Origin of the sequence: Escherichia sp. TW09308, assembly GCF_000208565.1 — a bacterium.
GTDB lineage: Bacteria > Pseudomonadota > Gammaproteobacteria > Enterobacterales > Enterobacteriaceae > Escherichia > Escherichia marmotae.
In genome coordinates, this window is sequence record NZ_AEME01000001.1 from 3,920,629 (window position 1) to 3,935,822 (window position 15,194).

General features: G+C 53.9%; 16 protein-coding genes and 1 pseudogene. 1 reads left to right on the forward strand and 16 read right to left on the reverse strand.

The window, feature by feature from the left end; translation table 11 throughout:
* Positions 1–253: 253 nt before the first annotated feature.
* Positions 254–1,486 (forward strand): multidrug efflux MFS transporter MdfA, encoded by a 1,233-nt coding sequence (mdfA, locus tag ESM_RS0118760; protein WP_001516067.1) that lies wholly within the window; start codon positions 254–256, stop codon positions 1,484–1,486.
* Between the two features lie 40 nt (positions 1,487–1,526).
* Here mdfA and ybjH read toward each other — a convergent pair whose 3' ends face one another.
* The 16 genes and pseudogenes from ybjH to ESM_RS0118835 all read right to left on the reverse strand — a co-directional run bounded on the left by ybjH (position 1,527) and on the right by ESM_RS0118835 (position 15,123).
* Positions 1,527–1,811 (reverse strand): protein YbjH, encoded by a 285-nt coding sequence (ybjH, locus tag ESM_RS0118765; protein WP_010379680.1) that lies wholly within the window; start codon positions 1,809–1,811, stop codon positions 1,527–1,529.
* Between the two features lie 84 nt (positions 1,812–1,895).
* Positions 1,896–2,201: pseudogene (locus ESM_RS0118770) on the reverse strand (HAD hydrolase family protein); the annotation flags it as partial.
* A gap of 126 nt (positions 2,202–2,327) precedes the next feature.
* Positions 2,328–3,053, reverse strand: a complete 726-nt coding sequence (locus tag ESM_RS0118775; RefSeq protein ID WP_443134855.1) for a Mom family adenine methylcarbamoylation protein — start codon at positions 3,051–3,053, stop codon at positions 2,328–2,330.
* Entirely contained in the window at positions 2,974–3,159 is a 186-nt protein-coding gene (locus ESM_RS1000000127165; RefSeq protein ID WP_001372435.1) for a Com family DNA-binding transcriptional regulator, read from the reverse strand. The genes ESM_RS0118775 and ESM_RS1000000127165 overlap by 80 nt, the downstream gene beginning before the upstream one ends.
* 123 nt (positions 3,160–3,282) lie before the next feature.
* Positions 3,283–3,858 carry a DUF4376 domain-containing protein gene (locus tag ESM_RS0118780; RefSeq protein WP_000701878.1) on the reverse strand — a complete coding sequence of 192 codons (576 nt, stop codon included), beginning with the start codon at positions 3,856–3,858 and terminating at the stop codon, positions 3,283–3,285.
* A gap of 14 nt (positions 3,859–3,872) precedes the next feature.
* A complete protein-coding gene (locus ESM_RS01000000125320; protein WP_001135848.1) occupies positions 3,873–6,995 on the reverse strand; it encodes a prophage tail fiber N-terminal domain-containing protein in 3,123 nt (1,040 codons plus the stop codon).
* Positions 6,982–7,422 carry a tail fiber assembly protein gene (locus ESM_RS0118795; protein ID WP_000988326.1) on the reverse strand — a complete coding sequence of 147 codons (441 nt, stop codon included), beginning with the start codon at positions 7,420–7,422 and terminating at the stop codon, positions 6,982–6,984. The genes ESM_RS01000000125320 and ESM_RS0118795 overlap by 14 nt, the downstream gene beginning before the upstream one ends.
* The gene (locus tag ESM_RS0118800; RefSeq protein WP_000469175.1) at positions 7,422–8,309 is read right to left on the reverse strand and encodes a gp53-like domain-containing protein; all 888 of its coding nucleotides are present in this window, start codon (positions 8,307–8,309) and stop codon (positions 7,422–7,424) included. The genes ESM_RS0118795 and ESM_RS0118800 overlap by 1 nt, the downstream gene beginning before the upstream one ends.
* Positions 8,310–8,312: 3 nt before the next feature.
* Positions 8,313–8,897 (reverse strand): YmfQ family protein, encoded by a 585-nt coding sequence (locus tag ESM_RS0118805; protein WP_000951402.1) that lies wholly within the window; start codon positions 8,895–8,897, stop codon positions 8,313–8,315.
* A complete protein-coding gene (locus ESM_RS0118810; RefSeq protein ID WP_001146188.1) occupies positions 8,882–9,958 on the reverse strand; it encodes a baseplate J/gp47 family protein in 1,077 nt (358 codons plus the stop codon). The genes ESM_RS0118805 and ESM_RS0118810 overlap by 16 nt, the downstream gene beginning before the upstream one ends.
* Positions 9,948–10,400 carry a phage GP46 family protein gene (locus ESM_RS0118815; protein ID WP_000206926.1) on the reverse strand — a complete coding sequence of 151 codons (453 nt, stop codon included), beginning with the start codon at positions 10,398–10,400 and terminating at the stop codon, positions 9,948–9,950. The genes ESM_RS0118810 and ESM_RS0118815 overlap by 11 nt, the downstream gene beginning before the upstream one ends.
* The gene (locus ESM_RS0118820) at positions 10,397–10,933 is read right to left on the reverse strand and encodes a phage baseplate assembly protein V (RefSeq protein WP_000523890.1); all 537 of its coding nucleotides are present in this window, start codon (positions 10,931–10,933) and stop codon (positions 10,397–10,399) included. Before ESM_RS0118820 ends, ESM_RS0118815 begins: the two co-directional genes overlap by 4 nt.
* Complete coding sequence (locus ESM_RS0118825; protein ID WP_000446555.1) at positions 10,924–11,994, reverse strand: phage baseplate assembly protein; 1,071 nt, start codon at positions 11,992–11,994, stop codon at positions 10,924–10,926. Before ESM_RS0118825 ends, ESM_RS0118820 begins: the two co-directional genes overlap by 10 nt.
* Positions 11,994–12,245, reverse strand: a complete 252-nt coding sequence (locus ESM_RS1000000129180) for a hypothetical protein (protein ID WP_237708214.1) — start codon at positions 12,243–12,245, stop codon at positions 11,994–11,996. The genes ESM_RS0118825 and ESM_RS1000000129180 overlap by 1 nt, the downstream gene beginning before the upstream one ends.
* Complete coding sequence (locus ESM_RS01000000125325; protein WP_237708215.1) at positions 12,188–13,267, reverse strand: DNA circularization protein; 1,080 nt, start codon at positions 13,265–13,267, stop codon at positions 12,188–12,190. The genes ESM_RS1000000129180 and ESM_RS01000000125325 overlap by 58 nt, the downstream gene beginning before the upstream one ends.
* Positions 13,267–15,123: a hypothetical protein gene (locus ESM_RS0118835; protein ID WP_000190547.1), complete on the reverse strand. Its 1,857-nt coding sequence runs from the start codon at positions 15,121–15,123 to the stop codon at positions 13,267–13,269. The genes ESM_RS01000000125325 and ESM_RS0118835 overlap by 1 nt, the downstream gene beginning before the upstream one ends.
* Positions 15,124–15,194 lie beyond the last annotated feature (71 nt).

Consider the following 15,194-nt stretch of genomic DNA (forward strand, 5'->3'; position numbering starts at 1 on the left):
GCCATCAGGCAAGTCGATGAGAATAAATCGCTTGTTAAACAGGGTAAAGCGGCATCGTCTTATTTACCTCAACCGGATTGGCTTACAGCAGAGAATGGTAACGCGAAGAAATTAAATAAAGCTTAAAGAAAGGGGGGCTATACTCGGAATAACGTAAGAATGTGCTTAACCGTGGTTTCAGCTACAAAATTTGCTTTCTCGTTTGCCTCGCTTTTATTAAAATTTGCGCGATTATTATTGGCGAAGAAATTGCATGCAAAATAAATTAGCAACAGGTGCCAGACTTGGGCGTCAGGCATTACTTTTCCCCCTCTGTCTGGTGCTCTACGAATTCTCGACCTATATCGGCAACGATATGATTCAACCCGGTATGCTCGCCGTGGTGGAGCAGTATCAGGCGGGTATTGACTGGGTTCCTACTTCGATGACCGCTTACCTGGCGGGAGGGATGTTTTTACAGTGGCTGTTAGGACCACTGTCGGATCGTATTGGTCGCCGTCCGGTAATGTTAGCTGGCGTGGTGTGGTTCATAATCACCTGCCTGGCGATATTACTGGCGCAAAACATTGAACAATTCACGCTGTTGCGCTTTCTACAGGGGATAAGCCTCTGTTTCATTGGCGCTGTGGGTTACGCCGCGATTCAGGAATCTTTTGAAGAGGCGGTTTGTATCAAGATCACCGCGCTGATGGCGAATGTGGCGCTGATTGCTCCGTTACTCGGGCCATTGGTGGGTGCCGCGTGGATTCATGTGTTGCCCTGGGAAGGGATGTTTGTGTTGTTTGCTGCATTGGCGGCGATCTCCTTCTTCGGTCTGCAACGTGCGATGCCAGAAACGGCTACGCGCATTGGCGAGAAACTGTCGCTGAAAGAGCTTGGTCGAGACTATAAGCTGGTACTGAAGAACAGCCGCTTTGTTGCAGGAGCGCTGGCGCTGGGATTTGTCAGTCTGCCGTTACTGGCGTGGATTGCCCAGTCACCGATTATCATCATCACCGGTGAACAGTTGAGTAGCTATGAATATGGTTTGCTGCAAGTGCCCATTTTCGGCGCGTTAATTGCGGGTAATTTGCTGCTGGCACGTCTGACCTCGCGCCGTACCGTACGTTCGCTGATTATTATGGGGGGCTGGCCGATTATGATTGGTCTGCTGGTCGCCGCAGCGGCCACGGTCATCTCATCGCACGCGTATTTATGGATGACCGCCGGGTTAAGTATTTATGCTTTTGGTATTGGTCTGGCGAATGCAGGGCTGGTGCGTTTAACGTTGTTCGCCAGTGATATGAGTAAAGGGACGGTATCGGCGGCGATGGGGATGTTGCAAATGCTGATCTTTACCGTAGGTATTGAGATCAGTAAACATGCCTGGCTGAATGGCGGTAATGGATTGTTTAATCTGTTTAATCTTGCCAACGGAGTTTTGTGGCTGCTGCTGATGTTTATCTTTTTAAAAGATAAACAAACAGGAAATTCTAACGACGGATAAGAAAATGCCTGGTTGTTTTATACAATCAGGCATTCAGGGATTAGTGGTGATGGTCGTCGATCTGATGTTCGATTACCATCCCTTCGCCTACGCTGGCAAGGTGACGGACATATGGATGTGCACGGTAAGCCGGAGCTGGCGTAGGGGCCACGTATACGGTTTGCGGCACGCTGGCAACGCTGACGGCTTGCGGAACGCTGACTGAATCAGGGACCACCACCACTTTGTATCCACTCGGCACATCAACGGTGACACTTTGTGCCATTGCCACACCAGTAAAACTCAACAGAAACGCGCCCAGCAGTACACATTTTTTCATCATCATTTCGCCTGAAATAATCCAGAAGGGTAATTTCCGCGGATTATGCATCCTTCATTCAGGCATTGTGTTGCCGGGCGTGCTGCCGTTTTATTGATTAAATGGCGCTTCGTGTTTAAGAACTTTATCGATAATGTCCAGTACGCCTTCATGGTTATTGGAGCCTGCACGGTATTTCGCCGCCGCTACGACTGCGTTGCCAGCATTTTCCATTGCAAAGCTAAAGCCCGCCTGACGCAGCATCTCAATATCATTACCGCCATCGCCAAAAACCACCACTTCGCTGTCGTCTATGTCCCATAATTTCTGGAGTTGACGCAGGCCATTGGCTTTATGTACGCCGGGGATAATCAAATCGATACTACCGTTGCCGGTATGGACTGGCACCATAATATCTAAAGCGCGCAAAATTATTCAAGATAGATATGGAATTCTTTCAAGATAAGCCAGAAGCGCACATATGGAAGTTATTCAAGATAAAACAGCGGCATTGGCCGCTGCTTTTTTATTCATTAAGTGGGCTCACTTCGGGTATGGCTGAACCCTGAATAGCTTGGTGTTTAGGCGCTTTTTTGCGCGCTTATTCAGGAATCTGATGTAGCGATACTGATTAAATTTGTGTACCACGGCCCGCTCCTTATTAGCCCGCAAATACACACCTCGTTGCCCTCCGCGCTTAATCGCGTTCATCGCTATCTCGTGATACCACTCGCCGTCCAGTTCGTAGAACGTGCTTTCGTGGCTGCCTATAAAATCAAAATTCGACGCCTGATATACCACGCCAGCACGTCCGCAGCGTTCATCTGCAAAGGACTGAACCCACTCCACTGACGGGTACAGTAACCTGATGGTTTTCAGCGCGTAGCTGATGGCCCGTGATTCAGAATTGCGGGGCATGTCGTCGTGTAGCCACATGCGGTTCAGTTCCATATAGCCCCGGTTATCCGTTTCCAGCACAACACGACGCCCTGAGCTGGGGTTAAGGGCATATCCCCACTGAAGAACGCCAACCAGATCACGTCCGCTGAATACGCCCAGATGCAGGTAGGAGTTATTCACAAAACGGCGGGAATAGTGTTTTGTCTGAATGATTGTGCGGGCCAGCCAGCAGGATATGGTTTCAACGCGCAGCTCCTTTGAACCATAGCCGACAATCCGGCCTTCATACTCAATAACGCAGGGTTTTGTCAGAATGCGTGATTTCTTCTCTTTTCCCACAATACAGCTCCGTGGGATGCTCTTTGGCATTCGATATGACAATGTAACGTTTACAGCGAGGACATTTTATTTCTATATGCTTAAAACCTCCTTTAAACAGTAATTTATTGCAGTTTTTACAGCGAACAGAGTCCATGATTCCCCCTGTGTAATAACCAGACATGAGCGCCCGGAGGGCTGGGGGTATTTAATCACAACCGATGCAAACCGACGATCGATATGATGTTATCGATCGTCATAAACTATACAAACTGATTATTTAACCACCGGGCGTTAACGCTCTTACCTCGTCCAGCGTGGACAGCCGGGAAAGCTGCTCCTTCATTTCACGCTGGCGCTGATAAATCTCGTTATTGCGATCGACCTGTGCCTGAACCATTGCTGTAAGCAGTTCATCCAGTTTCTGCATCGACAGTTTCACCTGCTGGTTTTCCGCATCGCCCCATACCATGGTTTTTCGCGCTGTGTCAGACTTTGATGCCATAACTGCCGGATAAAGACGAGCCATTGAGTCGGGGCCAGCGTTCCAGGTATGACCGTTCCATTCGAACGTGAACGGCAGTGCTTCCTGTTCTGTTCGCCACGCCTCGATTTCCCGCTTTTTGGCATCCTTCGCCGCGGCGATAAGTTCGGGTGTAATAGTGAACGGGGCGATTTCACCCCATTTGCCGCTCTGTAACTCTTCCCAGATGCGCTGGCCTGTCATTGCGGTATCATCCTGCATGGCGGTATACGGGACGAATTCCGTTTCACCTTCAAATAACACCTCGCAGTCAACCGCACCATTTTCAAGATAATGCGCGCTTCTGATGCCTTTTACCGCTCTGATTTTCATGTTTTATTTCCTCATTACTCAATGCGCATGAACAGACACACATATCCGGTATCTCCACTTGATGTGGTCGACCTGCTCCCTGACAGAGCCTGATAGCGCCCTGGAAATGCTCCATGACGTGGGTCCGCTGCGCAGAATTGCGGCGTTGAGACATAATTAGAAGCCTCACTCGCTTTGCAGGTGACAACCAGTGCTCCAAGCCGTGAGCCGGGAACAATATCGCCAAGCCCTATTTTTTTCTCTTTGTCATCTGCACTGCTCCCCCTGTAAACAGCAAGAATCGGCACACCCACTGCAGGATATTTGTAATATGAGTGCGTGCCGTTGCCCGCCGTCCTGGACAGCAGGAACGCCAGCGAATCGCCGTCGTAAATAATGGGGCTTACTGTTGCATTCCAGTTGTTTCCACTCCAGCGGTAAGTCAGGCGATGAATACTGTGCTCACCTTCGTAATACTGGTTAAAACACAGCAGTGTTTTGAATTTACGCGTTGTGTCCGATTCATCGTTATCAAAGGGCGACCACATCACATCAATGATGCCGTTAAATTTCGTGGTGCCCGCCAGCAGCGTGGAAGAGTCCGCAATACTGACCGCATAACGCCCCGGCGTGGCCTCTTTCAGCCATTCAGCAAAATCGGCCTGTCCGGTAAATGTCAGGGCATCGGTGCTGGTAAATGCCTGACCGAATCCATACATGCCGGACAGCGCCAGCCTGCCTGGTGTGCGGTCGCGGATATCGCTCTGGGGCTCCATCGTAGCAGCCGCTTTCAGCTCAAGCTCCGTGCGCATGGCTTCAGGCGTGTCCAGTGCCAGTAATGCGCGGGCTTTTTCTGACAGTTGCGCCAGTAAAATCCGGCCCTCTTCACTGAAATAAGGCAGCGTGTTTTCTTCCGGTATTATCTGGCTGACAGCCGTTAACACGTCATTAAGCGGCTGTTTACCCGCCAGCGCCTTAGTGACCGTCGTCGCAAAATTAGGGTCGTTGCCCAGCGCCGCTGCCAGTTCGTTCAGCGTATCCAGGGCTTCCGGGGACGAGTCAACCAGTGCGGCAAGCAGTTTGCGGACAAACTCCGCATTGGCTATTTCATTACCTGCTGCGTCATCTGGCGGGGTTGGTGTTGTCGGTGCTCCGGTCAGTGCCGGGCTTTTCAGGGGCGCGCGTGCTTCAATCTGTGCAATGAGTGAAGCCTCATCAACCTTCAGGTTTTCCCAGCCAACCAGATAACCACCACCTGATGCCACCGCGCAACGGTTATAATAAATATGACCATTAACACCGTAATAAATAATTATCTTATAGGCATACTCATCATTCGGGCTGGTTTTAGGTTGTGGCCAGATAATTTCAATAACACCGTTTGTCTGTATGCCAGGTACCACCACATTTGTGTCCGCAAATACGGTATAACGACCGGGCTTTGCTGTTTTTACCCACCTGAGAAAATCAGTCCCTGATTTAAATTCAATTCTGTCGCTACTGGAAAATATTTTCCCGAAACCGAACATGCCAGGAATCGCCAGTCGGCCTTCGGTGCGGTCATAAATATTCTCCTGTGCATCCTTTTGTGCTGCATTGCCAAGTTGTGGCGTCAGATTCGTCCAGGTGACCGGGGCGGAGATATTATCGCCACGAACGGTCATGAGTATCCGTCCGTCTTTTCCAAAAAACAGAACCAGCTTTGTTGCTGTCTGGCTGGTTTTATCGCCCCAGCCATTATCCAGCCAGATAATTTCTGTTATTCCGGTGGTTTCTTCCGTTCGCGTGGAAAAGGTGTAATACCGCCCCGGGTGCAGGTTGTGCGCAGTTCTGGCTACAGTCGCCATATCGCTGGCAATAATTGAACGCGCTCCGGCGTCCGTCATTCCGTAACCATACGCACCGGGAAGCGCAACACGGCCTTCCGTGCTGTCGTAAAGGTCTGTCTGAATATCCCTTACCGCTGCGCTTTTCAGCTCAAGCTCATTGCGCATGGCTTCCACTGTGGCCTGTGCCAGCAGTGACCGGGCTTTTTCTGACAGCGGAGACAGTGAAGCATTCCCGTCCTGATTAAAGCACAGAAGGTTATCTGCCCGCTCTTCCAGATTGCTGATAGCTGTCAGCACGTCGTTCAGCGGTTGTTTGCCTGCCAGCGCGTTCATGATTGTTGTCGCAAACTCCGGGTCATTGCCCAGCGCCGCTGCCAGCTCGTTCAGTGTGTCCAGGGCTTCCGGTGACGAGTCAACCAGTGCAGCAAGCAGTTTGCGGACAAAAGCCGCATTCGCTGTTTCCAGACCGGCAGCATCATCCGGTGGTGTTGGTGTGGTTGGCGTGCCGGTGAACGCCGGGCTGTCCAGTGGCGCTTTTGTTTTCGTCTCGTCCATGACGGTTTTGACAGCCTTTGGTGTGGCGGCCAGTTCTTCGCTGTCGTTGTCCGTATCACTACAGAGTTGCACCAGACCTTTTTCTGTCGTGGAAGCATTGCTTCCCTTCAGGTCATCAACTATCCGTTGTGCCTCGTCCCTGTGCTGTTTCGCGCTCTGCTCGCTTTTTGCTGCCGCTTCGGCGCTGGCTTTTGCCTCGCCGGTCAGCGTTGCTGCTTCACCGAGTTTATCGACCGCTTTCTGGACTATCTTATCGGCATCTTTGACCGCCTGTTCTGCCCGGGCGGCATTCTGGTTTGTTTCAGAGGCCAGCTCTTCAGCTTTCTGGACATTACTCGCAATTTCTTCTGCATCCTGCCGTATTTCCCCTGCGAGGGTTTCTGTATCCTGGCGGGCCTGTTCAGCAGCGTCCGCATGCTCTCTGGCTTTTTCTGCGCTTTGCTGCGCCTGTTGCGCCAGTTCCTCGAATTTCTTCAGGGCTTCCGGGCGCAGGTCAATATCGGTTGCCCCCAGAAAATCATTCAGCGAACCGTCTGTCGAATCTTCATAAACGCGAATGACACCGATTTCTGAAAGGCGCTGTGTGCTTTGTGTCAGGCGAACGCTGTACACACCCGGCAGAACGGGGAAGTCGTACTCCCCGCTCTGTGTGGTGACGTGGCTGAAAACACCTTTCAGAATCCCTGCGCGGTTGTGCAGGGAGGTCAGTGTAATGGTTGCGCCGCCCAGCGGTTCTCCCGTGGGCGTTTTAATCACACCTTTAAGCTGCGGCATCGGGACGCTCCGGCCAGTTGATGGAATTAAAGGAGGCTTCATCGGTAACGGTGCTTAAATCCAGCGCCTTCAGTGATTTGATATGCGCCATCCACCGCGCCAGACGGGCTTTATCGTCATCGCTGATGATTCCCAGTTCCAGCTCAGTTTTCCAGTCGGAGGTGATTTCCCTTGCTTCAGCCAGCAGGTGCTGGCGTTGCGTTTCCGCTTTCTGCTGCCAGTTAATTACGGGTTCTTTTAATACCGGATATCCGTTTTCGCCAGATACAATAATAAAACCGTCAGTCTGGCCCTGTAACAGTCTCTGATATTCTTCATCCGTGATTTCCTGTAAATCATTCGGCCACGTTCCCGCATTTTCATAATCACCCTGAAGGCCAGAATGATAAAAACCGTTTGTTGATGGGCTGAAATAAATAGTCATCATTAATACCCTATCGCTGTCCAGTACATAACGCCGTTATTCTCGCTGTTGAATGTCGCACCTGCTGCTGATAACGATTTCAGGGAAATAGAGTAATCAGCACGGGTGTATGCGTTGGTAATAGTGATGCTGGTACATGCTGACGGAAATGATATCGGAAACGTCAGCCCGGCACTGGCATTGCCGAGATACCCCCACTGAATAATCACCCCGGTGGACGTGTCCTTAAACCAGCCATTACCGGCTTTTGACGCCGTGTTTTTTTGCTGGTAACGGTTGTCACCTTCAGTTTGTGACATTCCCGCAGAAATCGTGATATCGCGGCTGCCATCAAACAGCACATTGTTAATCCTGCGGGCCGTCTGAAGGCGGGTTGCCGTTCCGGCGTTGCCGCTGATGTTGTTGATGGTGATATCCGACATCAGAGCCATGCCGTTGACCTTGCGGGTATTCGGTACGGCATTACTGGCTTTATTTACCGTGTCACGTAATGAAAGCGCATTGATAATTTCATCGGCTGTGGTTTTCCCGAGAATACCGCGCACAAACGCACTGAGCGGCGTTAATGCCATTGTGTCTTCGCCCGTAAAATACGGGAACGTATTATTCTGACCGGTTAATCCGGCAATAGCTCCGGCTGAACCACTGTTCGTAATAAACAGTTTTTTCAGCGCCGTCATAATCTGGTCGGTGGTGTTTTTATCCGGTTTGATATTTGCCTGCCGGAGAATTTCCAGCAGTTCAGACTGAATAATATTAAACCAGTCCGGCCCCGGATAGGTGGGCGGAATACCGTTCCCGCCTTCGGTGAAATAAAGCGTTGTTTTGCTTAATTCAGCCGCGACAGGTGGCATTACCGGTACACCCGTCGGGTTATCCACATGAAACATAAATTATTCTCCGGTGTAATAATATTCATATTCCGTGCCCGCCAGCCGGTAATGCTTCAGCAGGCATTCCAGCTCGCGGGTCCGTTCGCTGATTAATGGCGTCATGACGTCATCAATACAGGTAAACCGCCCGGCATCTTTATCCGGGACTTCAACTTTCAGCAGCCAGCGATACCGTGCCGGATGCAGCGGGTACATGCAGTCACGCAGGCAGTGGTGCGGCAGAACGGCCGTCACCTTAATGGTGAAGCCCAGCGCCGCCGCAGCGGCTTCAATCTGCCAGGTTGCCAGCCCGCCTTTGCGGCGGTATTTCTCCACCACGGCCCGGCGGCGGGCTTCCGTTGTGGTGGCGGCAATTCCGCATTCCGGCAGCGCCAGATATTGCTCCCACTCCGGCAACAGCTGGAGCGTGGTTTCCGGTCGCATCTCCACATGCAGACGCGAGGCGTCGTATTCAACGCGGGTCAGACGCTCTGCAAGCGCTCTTAAAAAACGGTTTAAATCCGCGTCGTTATCACGCGGCCATGCCTTACCCCGTGGCATGACCTGTTGCAGTGCGGTCAGCCATTCCGTCACGCTGTGAGCCATGTCACCTCCCCGATGGTGATAAGCTCATCCACATCACTGGTGGTGTCTTCCCCGATGTTGAGAAAGTAATCCGTAATGCCGGACGTCATACCGATGGCCGTGCGCAGCGAGGACACCGGCAGCATCTGACCGGGGGCCAGCGTTTTCTGTAATGCGGTCAGGTTTGCCCGGACGGCGTTCCTGTTCGCCTGGCTGTCCGGTGTCAGACGGATGGACAGGTCGAGCTTCTTCAGCCTGACCTGCACCGGCCAGACCTCGATGCCGCCCGGTTTACCCACCATCACGCCGGTGGCCGGGTGTTTGTGGCAGAACAGATACTGCTCCATTGTCTTCAGGTCGTCCCGTGTGGGGATAATGTCTTCACGGTCATCATAAAGCCATGCCAGCCCGACCGTGCCGGGGCCGTGCCACGCATCCCATGCCCACGCGCGGCTGACGCCCGGCACTTCACGCGCCCAGATGACGTAATCATGTAGTGCACCGCCCACCGGGGGATTGCGGCGCACATACAGCAGACGGTCCAGCAGCTCTGCGATGGATTCAATATCTGCGCCACCGGTGATGCCACTTTCAGTCACCGCGCCGGTGCTGCCCGTTCCGGGTAGCGGGGACAACAGAGTGAGCACGGCACCGGCAGCAAGATTGCCCGCCACACCGGCTTCTTCAGCCTGCACGATGACGGTGACCTCGCCGTCCTGTACCTCGCCGGATGTGAGTACCTGATACACCTGATTCGTGTCGGACTGCATCCGGGTTTCTGCCGGAATGGGGGACTGACTGGTGAAGGTCACCGGCCCGCTGGCAAAGGTGGCCTGCTTGCGGATAACCCCTTCATACGTTGCTGTTTTGATAATGGTTTCATCATCAGACGTAGTGGACGGAATTATCTGGTCCTTAATCCAGCTCTGGTGGTCGTATAAATCCCGGACCTGACTGCTGAATGACACGTTCAGCGCCTGCTCAACACTGACAGGCGGCAGCTTTTGCAGACCGAGTTCATACGCAATATCTTTTTCGCCGTCGGCAATCAGTTTGCCCAGCGTGGGGATTTCATACGGCATTAATGGTGGCCTCCCATCGGCGGGTGATTTCGATTGTGAGCGTGGTTTTGTCCGGGCGGGTTAACACCACCTGAAAGGCAATACGGTCAGGGACGATGATTCTGGCCGTGACGGTGGCGTTACGGGCGTAACCGGCCCGCAGCAGCGGTTGCATGGACAGCCGCGCGTAATCTTCCACGCGCAGGCGGACATCTTCCGTCAGCTTTTCACGCTCAAGCAGCCACAGGCGGGAACCCCACGAAAAATCGCTGTACGTGTCGCCCGGCCAGCCGCGCGGGTCGCCAGAGCCGTCAGGAATGACATCATCGTCATCAGCACGGGCATCGGTGAAAAGGCAGATAAGAACCTGAGTGACCAGCCCCTCATCCAGTGAGAGGCCGTTATGGGTGACGGTGATGTCACCCCGTGAGAGCATGTTATTCCAGCGGATTCCTGTCGTCATACGGGCGGTGATGTATTCTCATTGTCGCCGTCCTTATGAATGTGTTCGATGAATGATTTACCGTTGATTCTGACATCTTCAGTAAATTCACAGGGACCGACGAATTTCATTTGTTTACCGATAATATTCAGCAATTCGTCGGCGGTGAGATTTACCGTTTTCCCTGAAACGTTTAATTGTTCTCCTGTGATTTCAATGACGCCGTTTTCCTTCAGGGTGATGTGTGATTTGCCGTCCCGGTGATAAAGCCGGACATCGCCGGGGGACAGTCCTTTCGGGCGACATCGCTTGTCCTCCACCGCGATGGCAACCAGCCCGTCACGCCGTCCGCCAACGGCCAGCACAATGGCTTCAGAACCTTCCGGCGGAACGGAAGTAAACCCGTAGTTCTGGAAGCGTTCCACGTCGTCGTCAGTAGCATCTGCCAGCGTCTGGATTTGCAGATTCTGCCGCTCCAGACTGTCAGACACCATGCGGACAACGGCACGATCAACCAGCAGCCGCAGACGGCGGGCAATGGCGTTTAATCCCATGTGGCCACCGCCTTTGTTTTCTTCGTCTTCGCTTTCATTTCCGGCATATCCAGTGATTCAGGCGGAACCAGCGCCAGAACCGTCATCCGCCCCTGTGCGCCATCCGTCCAGGTCACCCCGGATATCAGCCAGGTGGTTTTCAGGTTCTGAATGCTGTCGTCGATATCGACAAGGCGGTTGGTCTGCCACAGCGGGCCGCTGTCGCCCTGTTCGCGCCAGCCTGCCACCGTGATTTCCGTCGTGCGGGATTCCCCCAGCATCCGGGCTTTGTACCATTCCCCGCGAATGCTGGCCCCGCCCACGGTCAGGCTGTCTTCATTGACCAGAATGCGCGGGCGGTAACGGTTAATTTCCGGGTCTTCGGTGATGTACTGGCGACCACCCACCATCGAGGCAGGCTGGCTGTCCCACAGTTTGCCACCGGCACTGGTGGTGCCCTTGATGATGTACTGGCTGTTACGCTCCCGCCAGCTGAAGCGCCCACGGGCAGCGAGGATATTTTTCCCCAGCACCAGTGACACACCCGCGCGAACGGAAGAGGCGCGGGTGATAATCAGGTTACCTGCGCCGTCAGACGTCAGCAGAACGCCGCGCTGTTTTGCCAGCCGGTCGAGCAGTTCAAAGCCCGTTTCACCCTGTTCCAGAACAACGGACGCAAACGCCTCCCCGGTCGGGGTTTCCGTGATGACGGTTATCCCGAACGGGCGGCAGACATCAGCCGCCACCTGTTCAAGCCGCACGCCTTTCCATTTCCCGGATGAATGCACCACAGAGCAGTCCACCAGGTCACCGGTTTTGTCGCGCCCCATGACGCGGATCTCCACGTTATCTGCGTCATAGCTGGGGATAAAATCATCAATATACCCCGTCAGCACGGTATCCGCGCCCAGCCTGACCGTGCAGGGTTGCCCCTCACGAATCACGCGCGGTGCCGCCGCTGACCAGCGGGTTGTCACACTGAGATCAAACTCACCGGCAATCGCCTTCAGGGAACGACTGACGGACATTTCCGTCCAGCCTTCCCACAATTTGCCGTCAACGGTAAGAATCACGGATTCCATCAGTCGGTAATCTCCACAGGTTGCGTTGGCAGTATGAATGACGGATGGCGCAGGCGGTTACGCTGCACGATTTCATCCCGTCGGCTGGTGTCACCATGCTCGCGCCATGCCAGCAATGCGGCAGATGTGGTTGTGGTCAGCGTCACCTGCCGGGTTTCCGGCAGACGGGCGGCACGCTCGCGGGCATCCGTAATCACGGCCTGCCGTAAATCGCGCAGCGTTCGCCACAATGCCCGCTGGTTATTTTCCACCCCGCCACCGCCTGCTCATGCAGTTCAGCCGCCAGCGTGTCACCGGCAGATAATGCCGCATCACTGGTATCGAACGTCATCGAGGCCACGGCATTTGCCTGTCCCAGCAGGGTTTCCAGCACAACCACCTGGCGGAAGTCGTCAATGTTCTTCTGCAGGCTGTCAGATACCGGCTGATAATCCGGTGACAGCCCGATAGCAAAGCCTATTTCACCGTCTGCCACGCTGCCGGGCTTCACGGTGATATCTTCCGGCAGTGCGCCGGTGGCAACCTGTCGGGCACGTTCTCCGGCCCACTGGTTGCGTAATGTCGTGTAAACCGCCAGTGCTTCGGGTGGTTCCGTCACCAGATCAACCACGCCGTCGATGAACGAGAACAGCTCACTGACCAGACGCCCCGGTGTGGCAATGATGGTTCCGGCCATCTCCTTAAAATGGTTCAGCCTGTCCATCCACTGATTCAGTGCTGCCGGTAACGTGGGCAGGTTAGCCACAAGGTTTTCCATATCGGCCAGAAAGCTGTCGGCCATCTCACCCAACCCGTCGAGTGCGCCGAACCAGTCGCCATCGTCAATGGCGGCTTTCACCGCATCAATGCCCGTCAGCACTTCCTGCTGCGTGTTATCCGCCGCAGACGGGAACAGGCGCTCGCCTGCCTCAAACACTTCAAAAGTGACATACGCAATGCCGTCTTCCTCCGTGCTGAGGCGATGGGTGACCTTGCCAACCTGTACGGTCTGTATCCCGAACCACGGGTGGATAAGCTCGCCGGGGCCGGGGGTATTGAGCGCGTCTAAAAGGGCGTTTAAATCATCCTGGAAGTTTTTACCCAGCAGCTTTGCGTTAATCTGCTGTTGACCGGGAACGGCCCCGTTATCATCAGTCCAGGCGGTTTCACGCCGGGGATACGCGCGGGGAATAGCCCTGCGGCCACCGGTGCCTTCCGTATCCACCAGAAAGAAGGGGACACCGCGAAACGAGGCATCGCGCAGCCCGTCCCATTTGCCGTTACTCATTGTCATTAACCCTGCTCCACACTGGTGACGCCAGCCTGCGCACTGAGTCTGACGCCGGGTTGATCCACTCTGACACTTTTCACGCGGGCGTCACCTTCCACCACCACGCGGATTTCCCCCTGCAATTGCTGCGGAAGGAAAGGATAATTCTGTGTGGGTTGCATACCTGCCCACGGTCGCGGGTCGGCAATGTTCTTGTCACCCAGCGAGTTGAACCAGTCCGTTACCTTACGCCAGACGGACTCGAGCGCTTTCTGATTGTCCTGACTCTGTTGCGCGAACTCACGCTCCCACAGGCTGGCACTGGTATCACCGGCAACGGATTTTGTAAGGCTGTCAACCTCACCCGGCAGGGCGTATTGCGTGGTCAGAAAATCGTAAAACTCCAGAGCACCGGCAATGATGCCAGCGCCTTTACCTGCCTTTCCTCCACGGTTACCCGGACCTCGTGGATTGCGAGGGTTACGGGGATTGCGCGATGGATCCGGTGTATCCGGCAGACCGCCGGTATTACCATTCATCCCGCCACTGCCCATATTAACCACATAAACCGGCATCACACCGGAGCCGAAAACATCCGTAATGCCACCAGGTATCCCTTTGCCTTTCCCTTTGGGATTCATGATGTCGTGGATGGTTTTACCGAACTGATACGTCTTTCTGATGGCGATAATGCCACCCAGCGCGATCGCCATATATTTACCGACCTGCAACCAGTTCTGGACAGTGTTCTGGTCCACGCTGTTGAGCGCATCCGCCAGGTCCTGAACGGGCTTTGCCAGTTGTCCTTCAGCAAAACGTTGCCATTCGTTATTCAGTGATTGCATCGCAGCATTAAAGCCTTCGGCATTGGTCTGTGCGGCCTTTTGCGTGGAACCCAGCTCAATCGTGCCGTAAATCATTTGTTCCATCAGTTGCCGGTTTTCAGGGTTAAGCAGCGCCTTAATTCCCTGCATCCCGGTCTGATCAAACACATCCTGAAGTTTCAGCGGGTCGTATCTGGCCCGTTTAAGGATTTCCATCATCAGTTCATAGGGCTTTTTGATGTCTTTTGTGCCTTTGACAAAAACGTCAATGCCGTTTTTTTTCAGGAACTCAATGTTCTTTTTGTCCGACAGGGAAGCATACATGGCCTGAATACTGGTTACCGTCTCATCAATGCTGCCTTTGTTTTTGGCGAACACCTGAGCAAATGCCCCCATCTGGGCAATGGCTTCCGGTCCCTGATCCTGAATGATGGAAAACAGTTTCGGGGCAGCGCGGGCAACATCGGCAACGCTTACAGACCCCACTGCGAACTGCGAATACAGCCTGTCCATCATGTTACTGACCGCATCAGCGCCCCGGACGTTTTTTTCCCAGAACTGGGCCATCAGTCCGGCGGCAACCTGACCGTCAACGCCGAACGCCTGCATGAACACCCCCATGTTGCGCAGGTTATCCATCACATACTGATAATCACCGGTTTTCCCCAGCAGGGCATCAACCCCTTCGCCGAGGGCTGATGCATCAATACGGATATCCTGCTGATTTGACACATCCCTGATCGCAGTTCTCAGCTCGCTGACCTGCTCTTCGGTCAGTTTTGCGTTGGTCCCCATACGCCGCATCTGGGCATCAAAATCCGCAACGCCTTTTACTGTCACGCTGCCCCCAAGCCCGGCTATGACCGCCGTGTAGCGGTTACCCAGCGCATCCAGACTGCGCCCGGCAGCCTCCGTTGTGGCTTTGACAAGGCGCATGGCCTTCTGGTTATTCCGGGCGAACTGCGACATATTTGCGCCGTATTGCCGGGCTTTGGCGGTCAGGTTCCCGGCAAGGTTGATCATGATTTCCGTGCTGAGACGGTTACCTGTTGCCATGCTGTTTCTCCAGTTGCTTTATCAGGCGGAACAGCTGCCGCAAGGGCAGCTGTTCCAGGTACTGAATACTG

Bases quoted from the DNA above. Each gene is read 5' to 3' on its own strand.
- mdfA (WP_001516067.1), top strand. From the start codon at position 254: ATGCAAAATAAATTAGCAACAGGTGCCAGACTTGGGCGTCAGGCATTA.
- ybjH (WP_010379680.1), bottom strand. From the start codon at position 1,811: ATGATGATGAAAAAATGTGTACTGCTGGGCGCGTTTCTGTTGAGTTTT.
- ESM_RS0118775 (WP_443134855.1), bottom strand. From the start codon at position 3,053: ATGCCAAAGAGCATCCCACGGAGCTGTATTGTGGGAAAAGAGAAGAAA.
- ESM_RS1000000127165 (WP_001372435.1), bottom strand. From the start codon at position 3,159: ATGGACTCTGTTCGCTGTAAAAACTGCAATAAATTACTGTTTAAAGGA.
- ESM_RS0118780 (WP_000701878.1), bottom strand. From the start codon at position 3,858: ATGAAAATCAGAGCGGTAAAAGGCATCAGAAGCGCGCATTATCTTGAA.
- ESM_RS01000000125320 (WP_001135848.1), bottom strand. From the start codon at position 6,995: ATGCCGCAGCTTAAAGGTGTGATTAAAACGCCCACGGGAGAACCGCTG.
- ESM_RS0118795 (WP_000988326.1), bottom strand. From the start codon at position 7,422: ATGATGACTATTTATTTCAGCCCATCAACAAACGGTTTTTATCATTCT.
- ESM_RS0118800 (WP_000469175.1), bottom strand. From the start codon at position 8,309: ATGTTTCATGTGGATAACCCGACGGGTGTACCGGTAATGCCACCTGTC.
- ESM_RS0118805 (WP_000951402.1), bottom strand. From the start codon at position 8,897: ATGGCTCACAGCGTGACGGAATGGCTGACCGCACTGCAACAGGTCATG.
- ESM_RS0118810 (WP_001146188.1), bottom strand. From the start codon at position 9,958: ATGCCGTATGAAATCCCCACGCTGGGCAAACTGATTGCCGACGGCGAA.
- ESM_RS0118815 (WP_000206926.1), bottom strand. From the start codon at position 10,400: ATGACGACAGGAATCCGCTGGAATAACATGCTCTCACGGGGTGACATC.
- ESM_RS0118820 (WP_000523890.1), bottom strand. From the start codon at position 10,933: ATGGGATTAAACGCCATTGCCCGCCGTCTGCGGCTGCTGGTTGATCGT.
- ESM_RS0118825 (WP_000446555.1), bottom strand. From the start codon at position 11,994: ATGGAATCCGTGATTCTTACCGTTGACGGCAAATTGTGGGAAGGCTGG.
- ESM_RS01000000125325 (WP_237708215.1), bottom strand. From the start codon at position 13,267: ATGACAATGAGTAACGGCAAATGGGACGGGCTGCGCGATGCCTCGTTT.
- ESM_RS0118835 (WP_000190547.1), bottom strand. From the start codon at position 15,123: ATGGCAACAGGTAACCGTCTCAGCACGGAAATCATGATCAACCTTGCC.